Origin of the sequence: Brenneria sp. g21c3, from assembly GCF_040240345.1 — a bacterium.
In the GTDB taxonomy this organism is placed as follows: domain Bacteria; phylum Pseudomonadota; class Gammaproteobacteria; order Enterobacterales; family Enterobacteriaceae; genus Brenneria.
On sequence record NZ_JBEIAB010000006.1, the window covers coordinates 23,082 to 39,202 of the forward strand.

Annotated in this window: 15 protein-coding genes, 5 tRNA genes and 3 pseudogenes; 14 read left to right on the forward strand and 9 right to left on the reverse strand. The window is 47.0% G+C overall.

All coding sequences use genetic code 11. From position 1 onward, the window contains the following. Nucleotides 1-188 precede the first annotated feature (188 nt). Nucleotides 189-1,010, reverse strand: coding sequence for a class I SAM-dependent methyltransferase (locus ABRZ28_RS11210; RefSeq protein WP_330520290.1), 822 nt, complete (start codon nucleotides 1,008-1,010; stop codon nucleotides 189-191). A 487-nt stretch (nucleotides 1,011-1,497) separates the two neighbouring features. Continuing rightward, nucleotides 1,498-2,631, reverse strand: coding sequence for an MFS transporter (locus ABRZ28_RS11215; protein WP_442878688.1), 1,134 nt, complete (start codon nucleotides 2,629-2,631; stop codon nucleotides 1,498-1,500). A gap of 132 nt (nucleotides 2,632-2,763) precedes the next feature. Here ABRZ28_RS11215 and ABRZ28_RS11220 point away from each other — a divergent pair, with 132 nt between their 5' ends. Next, nucleotides 2,764-3,762 (forward strand): AraC family transcriptional regulator, encoded by a 999-nt coding sequence (locus ABRZ28_RS11220; protein ID WP_330520292.1) that lies wholly within the window; start codon nucleotides 2,764-2,766, stop codon nucleotides 3,760-3,762. A 66-nt stretch (nucleotides 3,763-3,828) separates the two neighbouring features. Here the strand turns inward: ABRZ28_RS11220 and ABRZ28_RS11225 are convergent. After that, nucleotides 3,829-4,071, reverse strand: a pseudogene (locus ABRZ28_RS11225) (Arm DNA-binding domain-containing protein); the annotation flags it as partial. Nucleotides 4,072-4,233: 162 nt separating this feature from the next. Then, a tRNA-Asn gene (locus tag ABRZ28_RS11230) sits at nucleotides 4,234-4,309 on the reverse strand. A gap of 378 nt (nucleotides 4,310-4,687) precedes the next feature. Between ABRZ28_RS11230 and ABRZ28_RS11235 the strand changes: the two are divergent. Continuing rightward, nucleotides 4,688-4,954 (forward strand): annotated as a pseudogene (locus tag ABRZ28_RS11235) (LysR family transcriptional regulator); the annotation flags it as partial. Nucleotides 4,955-5,245: 291 nt separating this feature from the next. Next, on the forward strand, nucleotides 5,246-5,512 hold the full coding sequence (locus ABRZ28_RS11240; protein WP_319606597.1) for a sigma-S stabilization anti-adapter protein IraP: 267 nt from the start codon (nucleotides 5,246-5,248) through the stop codon (nucleotides 5,510-5,512). Nucleotides 5,513-5,669: 157 nt separating this feature from the next. Here ABRZ28_RS11240 and cycA read toward each other — a convergent pair whose 3' ends face one another. Further along, a complete protein-coding gene (gene cycA / locus ABRZ28_RS11245; RefSeq protein ID WP_319606598.1) occupies nucleotides 5,670-7,073 on the reverse strand; it encodes a D-serine/D-alanine/glycine transporter in 1,404 nt (467 codons plus the stop codon). 334 nt (nucleotides 7,074-7,407) lie between these two features. On the opposite strand from cycA, the gene ABRZ28_RS11250 reads away from it, so the two are divergent. Continuing rightward, nucleotides 7,408-7,483 (forward strand) — tRNA-Lys (locus ABRZ28_RS11250). Between the two features lie 494 nt (nucleotides 7,484-7,977). Here ABRZ28_RS11250 and ABRZ28_RS11255 read toward each other — a convergent pair. Next, nucleotides 7,978-8,202 carry a DUF2594 family protein gene (locus ABRZ28_RS11255; RefSeq protein ID WP_319606599.1) on the reverse strand — a complete coding sequence of 75 codons (225 nt, stop codon included), beginning with the start codon at nucleotides 8,200-8,202 and terminating at the stop codon, nucleotides 7,978-7,980. 545 nt (nucleotides 8,203-8,747) lie between these two features. Between ABRZ28_RS11255 and uvrY the strand changes: the two genes are divergently transcribed. From uvrY to ABRZ28_RS11285, 6 genes are all read left to right on the forward strand, one after another. After that, nucleotides 8,748-9,404 (forward strand): UvrY/SirA/GacA family response regulator transcription factor, encoded by a 657-nt coding sequence (gene uvrY, locus ABRZ28_RS11260; protein ID WP_319606600.1) that lies wholly within the window; start codon nucleotides 8,748-8,750, stop codon nucleotides 9,402-9,404. After that, a complete protein-coding gene (uvrC, locus tag ABRZ28_RS11265) occupies nucleotides 9,397-11,229 on the forward strand; it encodes an excinuclease ABC subunit UvrC (protein WP_330520293.1) in 1,833 nt (610 codons plus the stop codon). The genes uvrY and uvrC overlap by 8 nt, the downstream gene beginning before the upstream one ends. Before the next feature lie 58 nt (nucleotides 11,230-11,287). Then, nucleotides 11,288-11,836: a CDP-diacylglycerol--glycerol-3-phosphate 3-phosphatidyltransferase gene (gene pgsA / locus ABRZ28_RS11270; RefSeq protein WP_319606602.1), complete on the forward strand. Its 549-nt coding sequence runs from the start codon at nucleotides 11,288-11,290 to the stop codon at nucleotides 11,834-11,836. A 141-nt stretch (nucleotides 11,837-11,977) separates the two neighbouring features. Beyond that, nucleotides 11,978-12,053: transfer RNA gene (locus ABRZ28_RS11275), tRNA-Gly, on the forward strand. Between the two features lie 40 nt (nucleotides 12,054-12,093). Then, nucleotides 12,094-12,167 (forward strand) — tRNA-Cys (locus ABRZ28_RS11280). A gap of 8 nt (nucleotides 12,168-12,175) precedes the next feature. Continuing rightward, nucleotides 12,176-12,262: transfer RNA gene (locus tag ABRZ28_RS11285), tRNA-Leu, on the forward strand. A 209-nt stretch (nucleotides 12,263-12,471) separates the two neighbouring features. On the opposite strand, the gene ABRZ28_RS11290 is transcribed toward ABRZ28_RS11285, so the two are convergent. The 3 genes from ABRZ28_RS11290 to ABRZ28_RS24290 are packed head-to-tail and all read right to left on the reverse strand — an operon-like array spanning nucleotide 12,472 to nucleotide 14,079. Continuing rightward, nucleotides 12,472-12,672 (reverse strand): ogr/Delta-like zinc finger family protein, encoded by a 201-nt coding sequence (locus tag ABRZ28_RS11290; RefSeq protein ID WP_330520294.1) that lies wholly within the window; start codon nucleotides 12,670-12,672, stop codon nucleotides 12,472-12,474. After that, nucleotides 12,633-13,865 carry a phage tail protein gene (locus ABRZ28_RS11295; RefSeq protein ID WP_330520295.1) on the reverse strand — a complete coding sequence of 411 codons (1,233 nt, stop codon included), beginning with the start codon at nucleotides 13,863-13,865 and terminating at the stop codon, nucleotides 12,633-12,635. The genes ABRZ28_RS11290 and ABRZ28_RS11295 overlap by 40 nt, the downstream gene beginning before the upstream one ends. A 1-nt stretch (nucleotide 13,866) precedes the next feature. Beyond that, nucleotides 13,867-14,079 carry a hypothetical protein gene (locus ABRZ28_RS24290; protein WP_413556483.1) on the reverse strand — a complete coding sequence of 71 codons (213 nt, stop codon included), beginning with the start codon at nucleotides 14,077-14,079 and terminating at the stop codon, nucleotides 13,867-13,869. Between ABRZ28_RS24290 and ABRZ28_RS24295 the strand changes: the two genes are divergently transcribed. The 4 genes and pseudogenes from ABRZ28_RS24295 (at nucleotide 14,078) to ABRZ28_RS11315 (ending at nucleotide 16,076) form a co-directional block, all read left to right on the forward strand. Then, complete coding sequence (locus tag ABRZ28_RS24295; protein WP_413556481.1) at nucleotides 14,078-14,494, forward strand: hypothetical protein; 417 nt, start codon at nucleotides 14,078-14,080, stop codon at nucleotides 14,492-14,494. The genes ABRZ28_RS24290 and ABRZ28_RS24295 overlap by 2 nt on opposite strands. Nucleotides 14,495-14,783: 289 nt before the next feature. Next, nucleotides 14,784-15,191, forward strand: a complete 408-nt coding sequence (locus ABRZ28_RS11305) for a putative T6SS immunity periplasmic lipoprotein (RefSeq protein ID WP_319606697.1) — start codon at nucleotides 14,784-14,786, stop codon at nucleotides 15,189-15,191. A 181-nt stretch (nucleotides 15,192-15,372) separates the two neighbouring features. Beyond that, nucleotides 15,373-15,549 (forward strand): annotated as a pseudogene (locus ABRZ28_RS11310) (tyrosine-type recombinase/integrase); the annotation flags it as partial. Then, complete coding sequence (locus ABRZ28_RS11315) at nucleotides 15,546-16,076, forward strand: hypothetical protein (protein WP_319606696.1); 531 nt, start codon at nucleotides 15,546-15,548, stop codon at nucleotides 16,074-16,076. The pseudogene ABRZ28_RS11310 and the gene ABRZ28_RS11315, both read left to right, overlap by 4 nt. Nucleotides 16,077-16,121: the final 45 nt, after the last annotated feature.

Below are 16,121 nucleotides of genomic sequence, written 5' to 3' on the forward strand. Positions count from 1 at the left end.
CGCGGATAGCGCCGGCGACCGGCGGTTTATAGCGCTTAACCACCGCCTGTGCGTTGGTCAGCGTATTGTAGGCGGACGAAAATTTTGGCGGCCTGGTTTATTTCAGTCGGCTCATGATCCGGCGAGCGCCAATAAACGCTCACCGGGGATGCAAGATAAAAATGCGCGCCAAGTCATGCGGTTAGTTACTATTTTATCGCGTAAGTCACCATTTTTGATGCTGTTTTATATCTATCAACATGCGCCATCATAAACGAGATAATTTTACCCATTTTCTTGTGTTCGTTGAACTCAGTAAAAAGCTTTGTCTTTACGTAGATTAATTTATGATTCCAGCGTTCAATTTCTTTTTCATCATCAAGACCAAATGAGAATTCAGCGCCTGAGTTTTTCACTGTGTCATGTTTCGCGGAGTTTTTACTTAGCCATGAATTAAGCATGTCAAAAATTATTCTGCTTTTACTGAAATTTTCACAAAGGTTATTAAATATATTTCTCACTTGTTTTTCAGGAAAGTACATCAAAACGCCTTCTATAAGAAAAAACAGATTTTCGTCATGATGTAACTCTCTTTTCACTTCATCGATCCAGCCGTTATCCAAAATAGACCCCGCCAGGTATTTTTCATTTTCATGGCAGGGGATGAGTTTTTTTCTGGCCTCGATCACGTCCGCTAAATCGATATAATAAAATTTTGCTTTTTTTGCTATATCGCCGATTCTTTGATATCGGGCATCTAATCCGCAACCTAAGCTAATTATCACCGGCTTTTCGTTTTTACCAATAAACGCGATGACTTCACTGTCAAAATATTTTGCTCTGATAGCGGTACCCACTCGACTGGTTTTTTTATTTTTGTATTTTTTAATATCGAAATGTGTTTTTTCCAGAATATCACAAGCGACATTGTCTACGATGATGGGATGTTTCTGCCTGCTTTCTTCTGCCTTACAGGCTAGTGGAATTAATAATGTGTTTGATACTTTATCTGCGAAATAATTTCCGTTCATTTTAATACCCCAACTAAAGCAAATAATTCTCATTATCATTGTGAGTAATTATCTTAATCCTTGCGATTTTATTGATAAAGCCATTATCAGAAAAATGTACATTCTCGACTCATCTGCTGACTGTCCGGTCCTCTCGACAGTTGGTCGCAGGCGTGCTTATTTTGCGACGTTGACGACCAGGCATGTGGGGCCGACAGCGTTTGGCCGTTTATCTTCCTGCGCGGTTTGGGCGTAAACCCGCGTTTAAAATCTCCAGCGCCTCACTTAGGTCAATATTCTGCAACGATTTGAGGCTACCATCCAGGTACCATCCCATACACATGTGACAATAATTTCACCGATTCTCCGGTGAGGTCTGTGTGGTATTTGATCATAGGGAACTGGATGCATGGTTACTCCCTCTCTCTGTGTTAATTTAGGTGTAGGGGATCCATTCTTTGTAAAGTTAAGGGATTGCAGTCAGAGATTCATTATTAATTCGGTCGTGTTATCGCAATTCGACCCGAACCCATAGCGTAATTACTAGCGCAGCGATCAACATTACTGTTCCTGCTATAATGAAGACGCCAGTGACGCCACCTATACCGAATACCAGCCCACCCAATGCGGCGCCAGCAGCTATCGAGGATTGCACCGAAGCTACAACCATGCCCCCGGCAGTCTCGGCTTGGTCGGGAATGGCGCGTGCTACCCAGTTTGACCAGGCAACTGGGACTCCGCCGAAGGCCAGTCCCCACAGAGCCACCAATAGCATCAGCCCGGTTCCCTGTATAGGCAACCAAATCATGCCAAACGCAGCGATACCGACCAAGGCGGGCATCAATACCAATGTAACGCGTAGACTACGTTCCATAAGCCATCCTGCTAGTAGCGTGCCAACGAAGTTGGCGACGCCAAATCCCAATAGCATTAGAGATAACGTATCAACATCAATGTGAACCACGCTTTCCAGAGCAGGCCGAATATAAGTGAATAGGGCGTATTGACCTGTATGGGCGAGTATGCAACCCATCATTCCAATGCCAATTCCTGGGCGACGTAGCAATTCCAAAACCGATGCGGTACGCAGCATCTTACGCGGCGCCATTCGAGGAAGCGTAATCCATTGAAAGATTAGCGTTAGTAATCCAACAGCCGCTGCGGCTACAAAGGCGCTGCGCCAGCCGTATAAACTACCCAGATAGCTTCCAAGCGGCACAGAAACTACGGTTCCGACTGCAATACCGCTAAAGATAATGGATAGTGCTCGCGGAACCAGCTTTGCGGGCACTAATCGCATTGCCACCGCTGCCGCCATACTCCAGAAGCCTCCCAAGGCGATACCTAACAAAATTCTCATTACTAATAAGACGGTCAGGCTGGAAGACAAAGCCACGAGTAGATTGGATGCAATCATTAGTACAGTAAAAGCTAACAGAACCTTTCGGCGGTCAAAACTGCGGGTCAGACCAGGCACCATCAGACCAGCAAAGAGAGCAACGACAGCGGTTACCGTCACGGCTTGGCCAGCCAGTGCTTCCGACACGCCAAGATCGTATGCCATTGGTGTCAGTAGACTGGCGGGTAAATATTCTGCTGTTAATAATCCAAATACACCCATTGCCAGTGAAAACACAGCCATCCACACAGCTGAGGTGGGCGCTGCATTAGAAGGGTTACTATCAGATATGGGGTCACAAGCATAATTACTCATCGAAAAAAATCCTAAAAAGGAGTGAAGCCGAAAGTCTAGAGAAATATTTCAGGATGATCTATGATGATTCGTCTTGATTATTTGATTGAAACCCCGAAAATGACTGAGAAAGATAAATTTGCCATTTCGTCCGATCTCATCAGCGAACTGCTGACTGGCATGCGCTTACGTGGCGTCCAGTACCGCCGTATTCAAACCGGCCCTTCTTTTGGCTTAGGTTTTGATGCTAGACGGGGACATGCCTATTTTCATTTTCTGGCTGTAGGCTCAGCTATCTTACGAACCAGCGATGGTGCTTTACATGAATTATCCGCCGGCAGTGCGGTGTTTATGCCCCAGGGCGAGGCTCACCAACTTCTATCCGATTCAGATGTTTCTTTTCACGACATAGACAACTTTGCTACAGCGCCCTTGGGGGATACTGTTAGCGGCATAAATACTTGCCCTAGCACACTCCCTACTCCAAGCGTTGTTCTTTTCTACGGATGCATGGAGTTTGATCTAGGCGGAATGCAAGGACTCGGCAAGCTGATGCCGAGCGTCATGGTGGCTGCTACGCAAGAGGAGCGATACCCCGGATTAATGCCGATTCTTGACTCTATGAAACGTGAAATATGTGCAGGTCGGATTGGTTTCGCGGGTATCCTGGCACGGCTCGCCGAAGTGGCGGCGGCAATGATTGTCCGTGGTTGGATAGAATGTGGTGGTGAGAACGCCTCTGGTCTCGTTGCCGCACTACGCGATCCCCGTTTAGCTCGCGCTATATTGGCGCTGCATCGAAAGCCTGGTCATGACTGGACGGTTGCAGAGTTGGCTGCTGAATCACATATATCTCGATCTGTCTTCGCACAACGATTTCAATCCACTATCGGTATACCACCACTACGTTATGCAACTGAGTTGCGGATGCGTCTCGCCAGTCAATGGCTGACTCACGAAAAGCTATCTATCGAAGTAGTAGCACAACGTTTAGGCTATACATCTCAAGCCGCATTTAGTCGCGCTTTTAAGCGTATAAATGGTCAGTCGCCGGGAGCAAGCCGACAAACTATTTTGTAATAATGCTAAAACACAAATTGACCGTGACCGTGAAAACGTAGAAAGGCGTTATGTATTCTTGAGGAACGGATTGATATTCTGCGCCAGCAGTTTGCGGATGCCGTCGCGCTGTTGCCGGGCATCGGTCAGCGATACATCGGGATAAGTGCCTAAACTGAGGCGAGACTCTTTGCCATTGATACGATATTTGAGATACCAGAGACGTGAACCGCCTGGATTAACCAAAAGGTATAGACCGTGTGAATCGGAAACTTTGAAGGGATTAGCGGATGATTTTAAGTTGCGGATTTTTGAGTCGTTAAGAGACATTTGGGGGTCACTCCATTATCGAACCAACCTGACCCCAAATTTGACCACCATTTTTTCCCGATGCGGAGGGAAAACTAGAAACGCATCGGGAAGGTTTTTCACGCTAACCTGTTGAATCAATGTACAAATAGGGATTCGCAAGGATGCATGAAAACAAGTAAATGGCTCCTCTGACTGGACTCGAACCAGTGACATACGGATTAACAGTCCGCCGTTCTACCGACTGAACTACAGAGGAATCGGTTAGCTGCGGGGGATAATAGCGGGAGCATTTCACCTTGTCAAAGGCTGTTATGCTTTATCGTGACTGATTGCTGAAGTAATAATCAACACCTTGAAATTACAGCGCAAGTTGCATATGGAATTTGATATCGTCTCTTCGCTTCCGGCAGGCGCTTGCACCTTGAGATAGCAGCGATTGCATTAGTGTGGTGCATGTTCAGTGAGAGAAAAATCAATAACCCCCATTTTCCGACAGGCTGAATTAACTCATTAACCATCTCTTTTCCTTATTATACCCGTGTCTTATCAAACAGGTATCGGTTTCCATTATAGTACCAATACAATCTGGCGCGGATCTTGCTACCTATCTCGGGTAACTACTCAGGAGGCAGACATGAATCTTAGACGGCTCAAGTACTTTGTGAAAATCGTTGATATCGGTAGCTTGACTCAGGCTGCTGAGCTGTTGCACATTGCACAACCGGCGCTGAGCCAGCAGGTCGCTACGCTGGAAGGTGAGCTGGAAAAACAGTTGCTGGTTCGTAGTAGACGGGGAGTTACTCCCACCGAGGCAGGGAAAATCCTTTATTCACATGCGCAAGCTATTTTGTATCAATGCGAGCAGGCTAAAAGTGCGGTGAATGGCGTCAGGCAGTCGGTAAACGTATAGATTTTGGGTAGCCAGCCATCAGGCGTGATCCCGGTGGCTGACTATATAACATAACCTTTCAGAAAATATTAACCTGCTTATATTTTTCGTATTTATTTTTTTCTTCCATCGTTCAGTTTTTATCGCATAATATTGGGCGTTATGGCCGTTATATTGTAATATCTGCTGGCGGTAGCCTTGGCTTGGGTGTTACATTACTACGCACATCGCTTTCTCTTATCCTACTTGCAACCGACTGTGATCCCTCCGGGGTCTTATGGCTGTTATTTTTAAGGAGTTAAAATGAATAACCTTCTCTCTCAGCTCTTAATGAAACTGGCTGAAAAAGAGGTCGGAGAAAAAGAACTTAGTGCTAAAATAGAATTGTTAGAAATATTGGTGTTTTCTATTATATCTATGTTAGATGATGAGCAAATAAATGAGTTAACGAAGAAGGTGGAGTGTGTATTAGCAGAAGCGCCGCTGCATAGAGGTGATGATACTTGCTTAACCATCGAGTTATTGAATCGTAGTATTAATCGATTCACGACAACATCAATAAGAAACTAACTCTATTATTATCGCGCTAACCGGTTATGGATGATATCTTTGGTTTTATTAACAATAAGTTATCTAATTATTGTTAATATTTAGGTTGTTGGTTTAATACAAAATAGTAAGACGCTGATTTATGATCAGCGTCTTTTTTTCTGTGATAGTTTTTATATTATGCCGTTTGTTTCTTCTTTCGAATAATCTGATAAGCAACGGCCAGAATAATAAACCACAACGGCGTTACAATCAGTGCTTGCAGCGTGTCGGGTTGCAGCGTCAGCAGGACGATGACAAAAGCAAAGAAAGCCAGGCAAATCCAGCACATGAAAATACCCCAGGGCATTTTATATTGAGAGTCGACATGTAACTGCGGTCTTTTTTTACGGTACGCCAGATAGGAGCAGAGAATAATGCTCCAGATGAACATGAACAGTATCGCGGAAACGGTGGTTACCAGGGTGAAAACCGTCATCACATTCGGGATGAGGTAAATCAAGACCACGCCGGATAACAGACAGATACAGGAAAACAGTAATCCGGCGGAAGGAACCGCGCGTTTCGACAACATGCTAAAACGCTTCGGCGCGTCTCCCTGTTGGGCTAAGCCAAATAGCATCCGGCTGGTGGAGAATACGCCGCTGTTGGCTGAGGATGCGGCGGAGGTCAGCACCACAAAGTTAATTACGCTGGCAGCGGCGGGCAAGCCAACCAGGACGAACATTTCAACAAAGGGACTGCGATCGGCGGCAATGGCGCTCCATGGCGTAACCGACATGATCATGATTAATGAAAACACGTAAAACATGATGATACGAAGCGGGATTGCATTAATCGCTCTGGGAAGTACGACGTTTGGGTTCTTCGTTTCCGCCGCGGTGGTGCCGACCAGCTCGATACCGACGAAGGCGAATACCGCTATCTGGAAGCCGGCGAAAAAACCGCTGATACCTTTAGGGAACATTCCGCCGTCGTTCCAGAGATTATTAAACGAGGCGATAGAGCCTGATGGTGAAGGGAATTTCATCATGACCAGCGCTACGCCGATGACAATTAAGGCGACAATGGCCACAATTTTTATCATTGCAAACCAGAATTCCATTTCACCGAACATTTTTACCGTGGCCAGATTAAGCGAGAGCAGTAACAGCACGCAGAGGAGTGAGGATATCCACTGCGACAGGTCGGGAAACCAAAATTGGGCATAGGCGCTGATGGCCACTACGTCGGCGATGCCGGTCACGACCCAGCAGAACCAGTATGTCCAGCCGGTAAAAAAACCCGCCCAGGGGCCGAGCAGATCGGCTGCAAAATCGCTGAATGATTTATAGTTCAGGTTAGAAAGCAGCAATTCTCCCATTGCGCGCATAACGAAGAACAGCATAAAGCCAATTATCATATAAACGAAGATGATCGATGGCCCTGCCAGACTAATCGTTTTTCCTGAGCCCATAAATAACCCAGTGCCGATAGCCCCGCCAATGGCAATAAGCTGAATATGACGATTAGTCAGGTTTCGCCGTAGTCCGTCGTTGTCGGACCCTGCAAGGTCTGCGGCCTCTTTTGATTGATCTACCATTTAATATAATTTCCTATTTTATGTGATGTCGTTTTGAGCTCTTAATCGGCTCTCTCATTCATTAATACGGACATGGATAAGATAGCGTAACCGCTACACAGATTATAGGGAGTGACTGGTATAAACGCGGTGAATAATCGAACAATGTGACTCTGTATGCTTTTTGCTCTGATAACGAAGGTTATCGCAATATGAAAGGAGGAGTCTGGCCGGCGAACAGGTTAACAAAATTGCCCATTACGCTCAATATAATTTTAGAATGTGGAAAAAATAAGAAAAAATCAATGCTAACTATTTGACAGTCGCCGCCAAGTGGAGAATAATCCACGCCGTTGGGTCGTTAGCTCAGTTGGTAGAGCAGTTGACTCTTAATCAATTGGTCCGGGGTTCGAGCCCCCGACGACCCACCAACACTTCAAGCAGTTAAGTTGTAAGTTACCAATCCCACCCACCGTGTAATACCTGGCTAATTTTAGGCCGTTTCTCTATCTCCCAACGGCATTGTTGCATAACAAATAAAATGAAACGTTTTATTTGCAATAACGACGTTTCACGGAAATATCTATAATAATTAATTAGTCATATTATTTCTTATCTTTTATTTAAAAAATAAAATCATTTACTCTTTTGTTTTAATGAGATTTGAATGAATCATTAATTTTTTGTGCTTTTGATAACGATAAAACAACACAAACCGAGATGTTTTTCAAAAGGCGCTGAGTCGGGAAAGGCGGTGTTGCAAGTGTCGCATGCTGAAGAGGAAAAGAATGCCGGAATATCATCGGCAGGGTGTCTTACCGGTCTGGTCATCTGACGTTTTTCTAAATAAGGGAATGTAGCGAGTTGACATGGGCATCTGAAAAGCGCCGTCGGCATCAAAAGCGATGAGCCGACGGAAGAAGGATTACTGACGGTAACCGTGTTTGATTTGTTTGAGGGTGTTGCCCAACGCTTCCGCCTGTTCCGGATCTTCCAATTGGGCAATGTATTTTTCCATTTTAACGATCACTTTGCCCGCATCAGCCTGCCCGATGGCTTTTAACAATAATGTAACGGTTGCTTTCAGGCAGGTGACTTCGTGTGCTAATGACTCGACAGACGCAGATGTGGAAAAATCTATATTGCTCATGTTTTCTCCTTAACAAGGAACGGCAAAAAAAGTGTTTTAGCCTGCCCGCAGCTGACTTGAAAGCATTTGCTGCGGGAGACAATCAGATTGCCGGCAGTATAGCACAGAGTGTATCGCTGACGGCCATTAATTAATGAGCCGCAACTATGTAATGAGCGTTTTTTACACACTTAACTTGTTTTTAATTGTATTTAATTGCCTGGATTTATATAGTGAATCTGTGGCTAAATGTGTTCGATAGAATACATGAGACTTTCCGTACAGGCGTTTTCTTACCCTATAAGTGTTGCTGATGGCCGATGAGCAAGTCTCAAATCGCCGGCAATCGCAATGTGAAATGTTAAGAATATGATCACCATGCGCCCTGAGAGTCGCGGTATATTGTTATCATCATGCGGTAGTCTCTGTGGTTTATTGCTTCATGACATATTTGAGAAATACATAACTTATATAAGTCGGTATTCATTATTTTTCGCAACCAACGTAGTATCACCTGCACGCAGCTTGTTATGTAAGTGCTACTCCCTTTTTTGGAGAATTATTCTTTGATTAGCGTTTTTCTTGTTGATGACCATGAACTGGTGCGGGCAGGGATACGGCGCATTCTTGACGATATCAAAGGTCTCAAAGTCGTTGGCGAAGTGTCATGTGGTGAAGATGCCGTCAAATGGTGCCGCAGCAATGATGTCGATGTTGTCTTAATGGACATGAATATGCCGGGGATCGGCGGTCTTGAGGCAACGCGAAAAATTCTGCGCTTTTCTCCTGATATAAAAGTTATCATGCTAACTATTTATACAGAGAACCCATTACCTGCTAAAGTAATGCAGGCGGGGGCGGCCGGGTACGTCAGCAAGGCGGCAGCTCCGCAGGAAGTCATTTGCGCCATTCGGGCGGTGCATGCGGGGAAACGATATATCGCTTCTGATATTGCGCAGCAAATGGCGTTGAGTCAGTTAGAGCCGCAGACGGAAACGCCGCTGGAGTGTTTGTCTGAGCGCGAATTGCAGATTATGCTGATGATCACCAAAGGGCAGAAGGTCACCGAAATTTCCGATCAGTTGAATCTGAGCCCCAAAACGGTGAACAGCTACCGCTACCGGATGTTTAACAAACTGAACATCAATGGCGATGTGGAGCTAACGCATCTGGCAATTCGCCACGGCCTCTTTAATGCGGAGACGTTGTTAAGTAGTGAGTGAAAGTTTCAATGCCTCGGCATTTCTTAAAACGGTAACCAGCCAGCCTGGGGTTTACCGTATGTATGACGCCGCGAATACGGTGATCTATGTTGGAAAAGCAAAAGATTTAAAAAAACGACTCTCCAGCTATTTTCGCAGTAATGTCGCCAGCCGCAAAACCGAGGCTTTGGTAAAAAGTATCGCGCAGATCGATGTGACGATCACGCATACCGAGACCGAAGCTTTACTGCTGGAACATAACTACATCAAGCTTTATCAGCCGCGTTACAACGTCTTACTGCGCGATGATAAATCTTATCCCATGATCTTTCTCAGTGCCGACCGGCACCCGCGTCTGGCCGTTCATCGCGGCGCCAAACACGCCAAGGGCGAGTATTTCGGACCGTTTCCGAACGGAAACGCCGTACGTGAAACACTGATGCTATTGCAAAAGCTTTTTCCGATTCGGCAATGCGAAAACAGCGTATATCGCAATCGCTCGCGACCTTGTCTGCAATATCAAATAGGCCGCTGTCTTGGCCCTTGCGTTAGCGGATTGGTCAGTGAAGAGGACTACCGGCAGCAGGTCGATTATGTGCGGTTGTTCTTGTCGGGGAAAGATCAGCAGGTGCTCAATGCGCTTATCGCCCGGATGGAAGCGGCCAGTCAGGCGCTGAACTTTGAGGAAGCGGCGCGTATTCGCGATCAAATCCAGGCTGTGCGCCGAGTGACGGAGAAGCAATTCGTTTCGGGCGATGGGGAAGATCTGGACGTTATCGGCGTAGCGTTCGAGGCTGGCATGGCATGTATTCATGTACTGTTCATTCGCCAGGGCAAAGTATTGGGCAGCCGCAGCTATTTTCCGAAAGTTCCCGGCGGAACTGAACTGGGTGAAGTCGTACAAACCTTTGTGGGGCAATTTTATCTGCAAGGAAATCTGGCTCGAACGTTACCTACAGAGATTCTGCTTGATTTTGTGTTGCCGGATAAAGACCTGCTTGCTGAGTCTTTGACCGAGGTCGCGGGGCGAAAAGTGCAGATTCAGACTAAACCGCGCGGCGATCGCGCCCGTTACCTGAAGCTTGCCCGCACCAATGCCGCGACGGCTTTGGTAACGAAATTGTCCCAACAATCAACCATTCATCAGCGATTATCTGAATTGGCCAACGTTTTACATTTGCCTACAATTAACCGCATGGAGTGTTTTGACATCAGTCATACTATGGGGGAGCAGACTGTGGCATCCTGTGTGGTATTTGATGCGAATGGGCCGCTGCGTTCCGAATATCGCCGCTATAATATTAGCGGGATCACGCCCGGCGACGACTATGCCGCGATGACCCAGGTGTTGAAGCGTCGTTACGGTAAGGCGTTGGATGACGGTAAAATTCCTGACGTCATTGTCATTGATGGTGGTAAAGGGCAGCTTGGTCAGGCCAAAGCCGTGTTTGATTCGCTACAGGTACCCTGGGATAAGAACAAGCCGCTGCTGCTTGGCGTTGCCAAAGGCAGTGACCGTAAAGCCGGGCTGGAAACGTTATTTTTTGAGGCGACGGGAGAGGGTATCGTGTTACCGCCTGATTCTCCGGCCTTGCATGTCATTCAGCACATTCGTGATGATTCTCACGATCATGCGATTGGCGGACATCGTAAGAAAAGAGCAAAAGTTAAAAATACCAGTACACTAGAGCTTATTGAAGGCGTCGGGCCTAAACGCCGGCAGACCCTGCTGAAATACATGGGGGGGTTGCAGCCTTTGATGAATGCCAGCATTGAGGAACTTGCAAATGTGCCGGGTATTTCACACGCGTTGGCGGAAAAGATCTTCCATGCGTTGAAACACTAGGGACAATGTAGCAACATACTCGTAATATTCACTCCAGCCAGATAGTTACCTAAGCGCTATGCAATTTAATATACCGACGTTGCTGACTTTGTTTCGTGTTGCTTTAATCCCGTTTTTTGTGCTGGCGTTTTATCTTCCATTCGTCTGGGCACCTCTGATATGCGCACTCATTTTCGTTTTTGCCGCCGTTACCGATTGGTTTGATGGATTTTTGGCCCGTCGCTGGAAGCAAACGACACGATTTGGGGCGTTTCTCGATCCCGTCGCGGACAAGGTGATGGTCGCGGTCGCTTTGGTTTTGGTGGCGGAGCACTATCACTCCTGGTGGATTACGCTACCGGCCGCCACGATGATTGCGCGTGAAATCATTATTTCCGCATTGCGTGAATGGATGGCCGAGATAGGTAAGCGCAGCAGCGTGGCGGTTTCCTGGATTGGCAAGGTAAAAACCACGGCGCAAATGCTGGCGCTGGTCGCGTTGTTATGGCGTCCGGAACGTCTGGTGGAAGGGGCGGGCGTGATTGCTTTATACGTCGCGGCGGTATTGACTTTTTGGTCAATGTTTCAATATTTGAACGCGGCAAGACATGATTTGCTTGAACCTTGATCGAAGCGCCTTAAAAACCAGCAAACGAACCTGCTGAGCTGATAATTCTATTGACTCAATGCGTCAGGTCAGTAGAATGCACCGCATCAACAGCGACGCTGGTTTGTTTAAAGTGAGTAGAAATCAGCAGGTTCGCATGATGCGGGAATAGCTCAGTTGGTAGAGCACGACCTTGCCAAGGTCGGGGTCGCGAGTTCGAGTCTCGTTTCCCGCTCCAATATCCTCAGCCGCGCAGGCTGAAAATGATTTAAAGGTAAGGCGCGTTGGCAGAGTGGCCATGCAGCGGATTGCAAATCCGCCTACCTCGGTTCGACTCCGGGACGCGCCTCCAATTTCCAAGCCCGGGTGGTGGAATCGGTAGACACAAGGGATTTAAAATCCCTCGGCGTACGCGCTGTGCGGGTTCAAGTCCCGCCCCGGGCACCATCGATTAAAACCTAATTAAAACAAGAAGTTAGTCAAAATTGATAGCCGCTTAATAAGCGGTTTTTTTTGTTCCTGAAAATGATAAGTGGCGACAAAATGGCGGCAGAGTGGCGACACTTATTTTTTTACCTTCATAAAAAATGATGTTTCCTATCATTGATTAACTATTTTATTTAATCGATGGTTGATTGATTATTCATAACATCTGACTAAACCCACATTTGGAACTGGTTATCCGCGACAGGGTGGGGCGTGACAGGATTTATCTTTCCTGGCTCCACAATAGAGCGAGTAATGCTTTCAAGAGTAACAACAGTATGACCGCAATTTATATTTGTGCATTGGTGATAACGCTCTTTGGTTGATTCACTTAGGTAACGGCTTGGGCGGCATGTCGGCAAATGGGGCAATGCATCATAATTATATCCTTAACTGGCTTTTTTCTATGCCATTCGCTCCCTTCATATTCCACATCTGACAGTCGTACCTCCAATTCCAACGTGGTGATATAGCCGTTATTGCTCAATGCGTGCGTCACTTTTGAGATCGTCCACATTTGCTCATCGATCACCTGTTTAAATCCGCTAACCTGTACCGGCGTCTCAGGGAACAGGTCGGCGCGGCCCATTGCCAGCGTGATAGAAAACCCGGCGACGCCTCGCTGTAAGCTGTCCCATTTTGCCTGGGCGTCATGCATGGCTTGCTCCTTGGTCGCGTAGAGGGTAGTCAGGGATAGGACATTCTCATCAGTGCCGACCATATACTCCCCCTTGTGGGCTTCCGGTGTTTTCGTCGGTTTTTTCGCTTTTGGGTGGGTTTCCTGTGGCCCCTGATGCAAAAGTATCTTTTGTGTTCGCTTAACCTTGACCTTTTGAGGTTTCGGTTCTTTGGTATGCAGCCAGCTTGCCGTTACGCCAGTGTAGGCTCCCCGGTCAGCCAGGCTAAAGCTGTGCTGATCCCCATCGCTGCGTTCAATTATCTGTTGAGGGATAGATTTGCCGCTGGCCCTCTTTCCCGTGCCGGCTCGAATAAACAGCAACCATCCGGCTTTCACCGCTGCAATCGCACCGTTTCGTTCAGCCAACCGGGTGATAAATGTCGCATCGGTTTCTTGTGTTTGGTCGATATGGGGGATTTTTATCCCGGCGAAACCGCCGGCCAGTATGGGCGTCAGGTTGTTGCGTTTCGCCACTTGCTCAACAATCGCGCCTAGCGTGGCAGACAGCGACGAGTCCACGCGCGTAAGTGTGACGGTAAACTCAATCCGCCGGGCGCTGCCGGCAGGGGAAAAATCGGTTTTCTTCTGGCTGATACGGGTGACCACAAACACGCCGTAAATGGTGCCGCAGCCCTCAATCAGCGACCATACATGCCCTTGATCGGCCATCGTTTCCAGCATCAACAGCGACAGCTTGCCGCCGGTAATTTCCGGCAGCAGTTCACCTGATAGGGTGATTTTTTCCTCTTCAATGCCTAAGAACTGCAATGCCGGACGCTGACCGACGCGACTGTTGGACGGCCAGCGGTAATCAACGTTGCGCTGCATATTCTGGTACGGTAGGGTTTGCAACTGAAAGACAAATAGCCCTAATGTGAGCATCATATTAAAACTCTCCCTGATAGCTGTAATGACTGAACGCGCGCGATCGCGCCGCCCGTTCCCGGCTTTCAAGTTGGCGCGCTACTTCCTGCGCAATGTCCTGTGCGCTTTGACCGGGCTGCGCCATCATACTGATGGGCGCGTGAATGCTTACGGGTGACGGCGCGGCGCTGACTTGAACCGTCGGCGCTATCGGACGATAGGCGGATATGTTCATGGCGGCGGAGGCCATCGCGGCGGCTGGTTGCGTTGACCGGGCCTTCAACGATCTCCGGGCCATGCTCGCCGACGACGGCAAATTTCCCCAGCGGGATGCGTCCGCCGTTGTCATATTCGCCGCTATACCTGGCCCTGATGGCGTTCGCATCGTTACCCCGCGGCGCCGGAGCGGCGAACCCCTCTACCACGCCGCCGATAAACGCCTTGATAGGCTCCCAGTATTTCCTGATAACCAGCGCACCCCCGACCAGTGCGGCAACAGCCGGCCCTATCGGCGACAGCAAGACGCCCAGCGCGCTGCCAATCAGGGTAATCCCGGTACGTTGGCAGATAGGGTGAATCCGGGCATAAAAAAGCCCACCGCCTCGCTGTCGGTGGGCTTCGCTTTCCCTGGTGTCATTATTTTTATCTGAATTTCAGCATCATAATGACATTGGGCATGATGATTTTATAAACGTTTATACAGATCAATTCCGTGTTATTGATCGGTTGTAGCGATCAATGCATCCGTTCTTATGCTGCCTTTCCCAAAACCTGATAGTGCATAGTGGTTTTATTGCCGACTCCATATCTGTTCACATCCCAAACAAATTCCTGGATGCGAGCAAAGAATTTTAAAGGTATCGTTGGTTTTGGTTTGAAGGAAAAATATCAAAATGCACTAAAATACTTTCTTATATCCCCACGCGACAGGAAATGTTTATGGAACTGAAATTATTTTCTTTCAGCTTAATTGTTTTATTATTAGCTGGATGTGGACATAAAACCGCTTTCCGTGTGGCTTCTGTTACGTTGAGTAATAATCAGCCTTGTATTTCCGTTCAGAAAGAATCTGTCACTAAGGATGGTCGCTCAAAACTGGTTAGTGTCACTATTTACCAAAGAGATAGAGCTGGTGAAATGCGCACGGTTTGGGAACAAAATGATATAAAAAATCCAACTTATGTAACATTACCTCAGCAATGTATCCCAATATCATATAACTTTGAATCGGATAAAGAATATAGTGTCAGTGTAGTAACAGATATTTCTGATGATACAGTGGAGTCCAAGCGTATATGGGTAAGAAATTTTACACTGGAAGAATTGAAATCGCAGGAAGATAAGTAACTGATGTTATGAATTGCCCCGAATTACGGGGCAATGTGTTTTATTGGTTCAGATGTTCTATCAGCAGCTCGTCAACCGTTTTCATATCCGCCTACTAACCCCCAGCAGCGGCCTTGCCTCATACTGCACATCGTCACTATGGCGGTTTGGGCGATCGCGCAGGCCATATAGGGTCAAATCCATTCTGCGGCATACCTTTGCCAGTCACTTTATGATGAATGGTGGTAATATTCTGGTGTCTAAAAGACATCCTCGGCCATACCTCCATCCAGATGACAAAGCGCTATGCACACTTTGCCCCGATCACCTGGATGCGGCCGTAACGTTGAATCCGTATGACCGATTGGGTGAGCCATGAGAAAAGTAATTTCTGATTTGAAGATGGTTATGAAACCCTTAAAAGAGGATGCAGCCAGGTTTATCAGTACTTTTTTGATTGTAGGTGTTGGTTTTACCTTGATTGCATATCTTCGTGGGGGAGAGTCTGCGTTTGAGCGCGTATTCTCTGCGCTGGTTAGTGGTGAGCCTCTATACAAAAGTAACCTTTACGGAGCCTTTGCCGTAGGGTTTTTCTTGGAGCTCACCTTGAGCTTTATCCGTTCATACTTTGGCTGTCGAATAGATTTCGCAGTCAATGTCGCTCATCAACTTCGTGGCCTATTAGAATCTGTATATTTGATTCTCGCTGGTACTTGTATTACTGGTGCCCTTGTTGTTTATAGAAATCCGGCATTAGGAAAGGTTAGCGCTATGCTGGCCTATAGTTTGGTCTTTTTGATTTTTTATGCAGCTTTGTTATGTCTTACCGAGCACGTGAAAAATCTCTTTTCATCACAAAAAATGAATGGCGACAGAACGACAGCTAAGAAAAATAGACAGCAATAACCAGAAACGTGAATGGCATAAAATACAATAACTTGTTGTTTTTAC

What these genes read in the sequence shown, in the direction of transcription:
- cycA (WP_319606598.1), bottom strand. Translation starts at nt 7,073, where the DNA reads ATGGTAGATCAATCAAAAGAGGCCGCAGACCTTGCAGGGTCCGACAAC.
- pgsA (WP_319606602.1), top strand. Translation starts at nt 11,288, where the DNA reads ATGCAATTTAATATACCGACGTTGCTGACTTTGTTTCGTGTTGCTTTA.
- ABRZ28_RS11240 (WP_319606597.1), top strand. Translation starts at nt 5,246, where the DNA reads ATGAATAACCTTCTCTCTCAGCTCTTAATGAAACTGGCTGAAAAAGAG.
- ABRZ28_RS11315 (WP_319606696.1), top strand. Translation starts at nt 15,546, where the DNA reads ATGAGAAAAGTAATTTCTGATTTGAAGATGGTTATGAAACCCTTAAAA.
- ABRZ28_RS11210 (WP_330520290.1), bottom strand. Translation starts at nt 1,010, where the DNA reads ATGAACGGAAATTATTTCGCAGATAAAGTATCAAACACATTATTAATT.
- ABRZ28_RS24295 (WP_413556481.1), top strand. Translation starts at nt 14,078, where the DNA reads ATGGCGGCGGAGGCCATCGCGGCGGCTGGTTGCGTTGACCGGGCCTTC.
- ABRZ28_RS11215 (WP_442878688.1), bottom strand. Translation starts at nt 2,631, where the DNA reads ATGGCTGTGTTTTCACTGGCAATGGGTGTATTTGGATTATTAACAGCA.
- ABRZ28_RS11255 (WP_319606599.1), bottom strand. Translation starts at nt 8,202, where the DNA reads ATGAGCAATATAGATTTTTCCACATCTGCGTCTGTCGAGTCATTAGCA.
- ABRZ28_RS11305 (WP_319606697.1), top strand. Translation starts at nt 14,784, where the DNA reads ATGGAACTGAAATTATTTTCTTTCAGCTTAATTGTTTTATTATTAGCT.
- ABRZ28_RS11220 (WP_330520292.1), top strand. Translation starts at nt 2,764, where the DNA reads ATGATGATTCGTCTTGATTATTTGATTGAAACCCCGAAAATGACTGAG.
- ABRZ28_RS11295 (WP_330520295.1), bottom strand. Translation starts at nt 13,865, where the DNA reads ATGATGCTCACATTAGGGCTATTTGTCTTTCAGTTGCAAACCCTACCG.
- ABRZ28_RS24290 (WP_413556483.1), bottom strand. Translation starts at nt 14,079, where the DNA reads ATGAACATATCCGCCTATCGTCCGATAGCGCCGACGGTTCAAGTCAGC.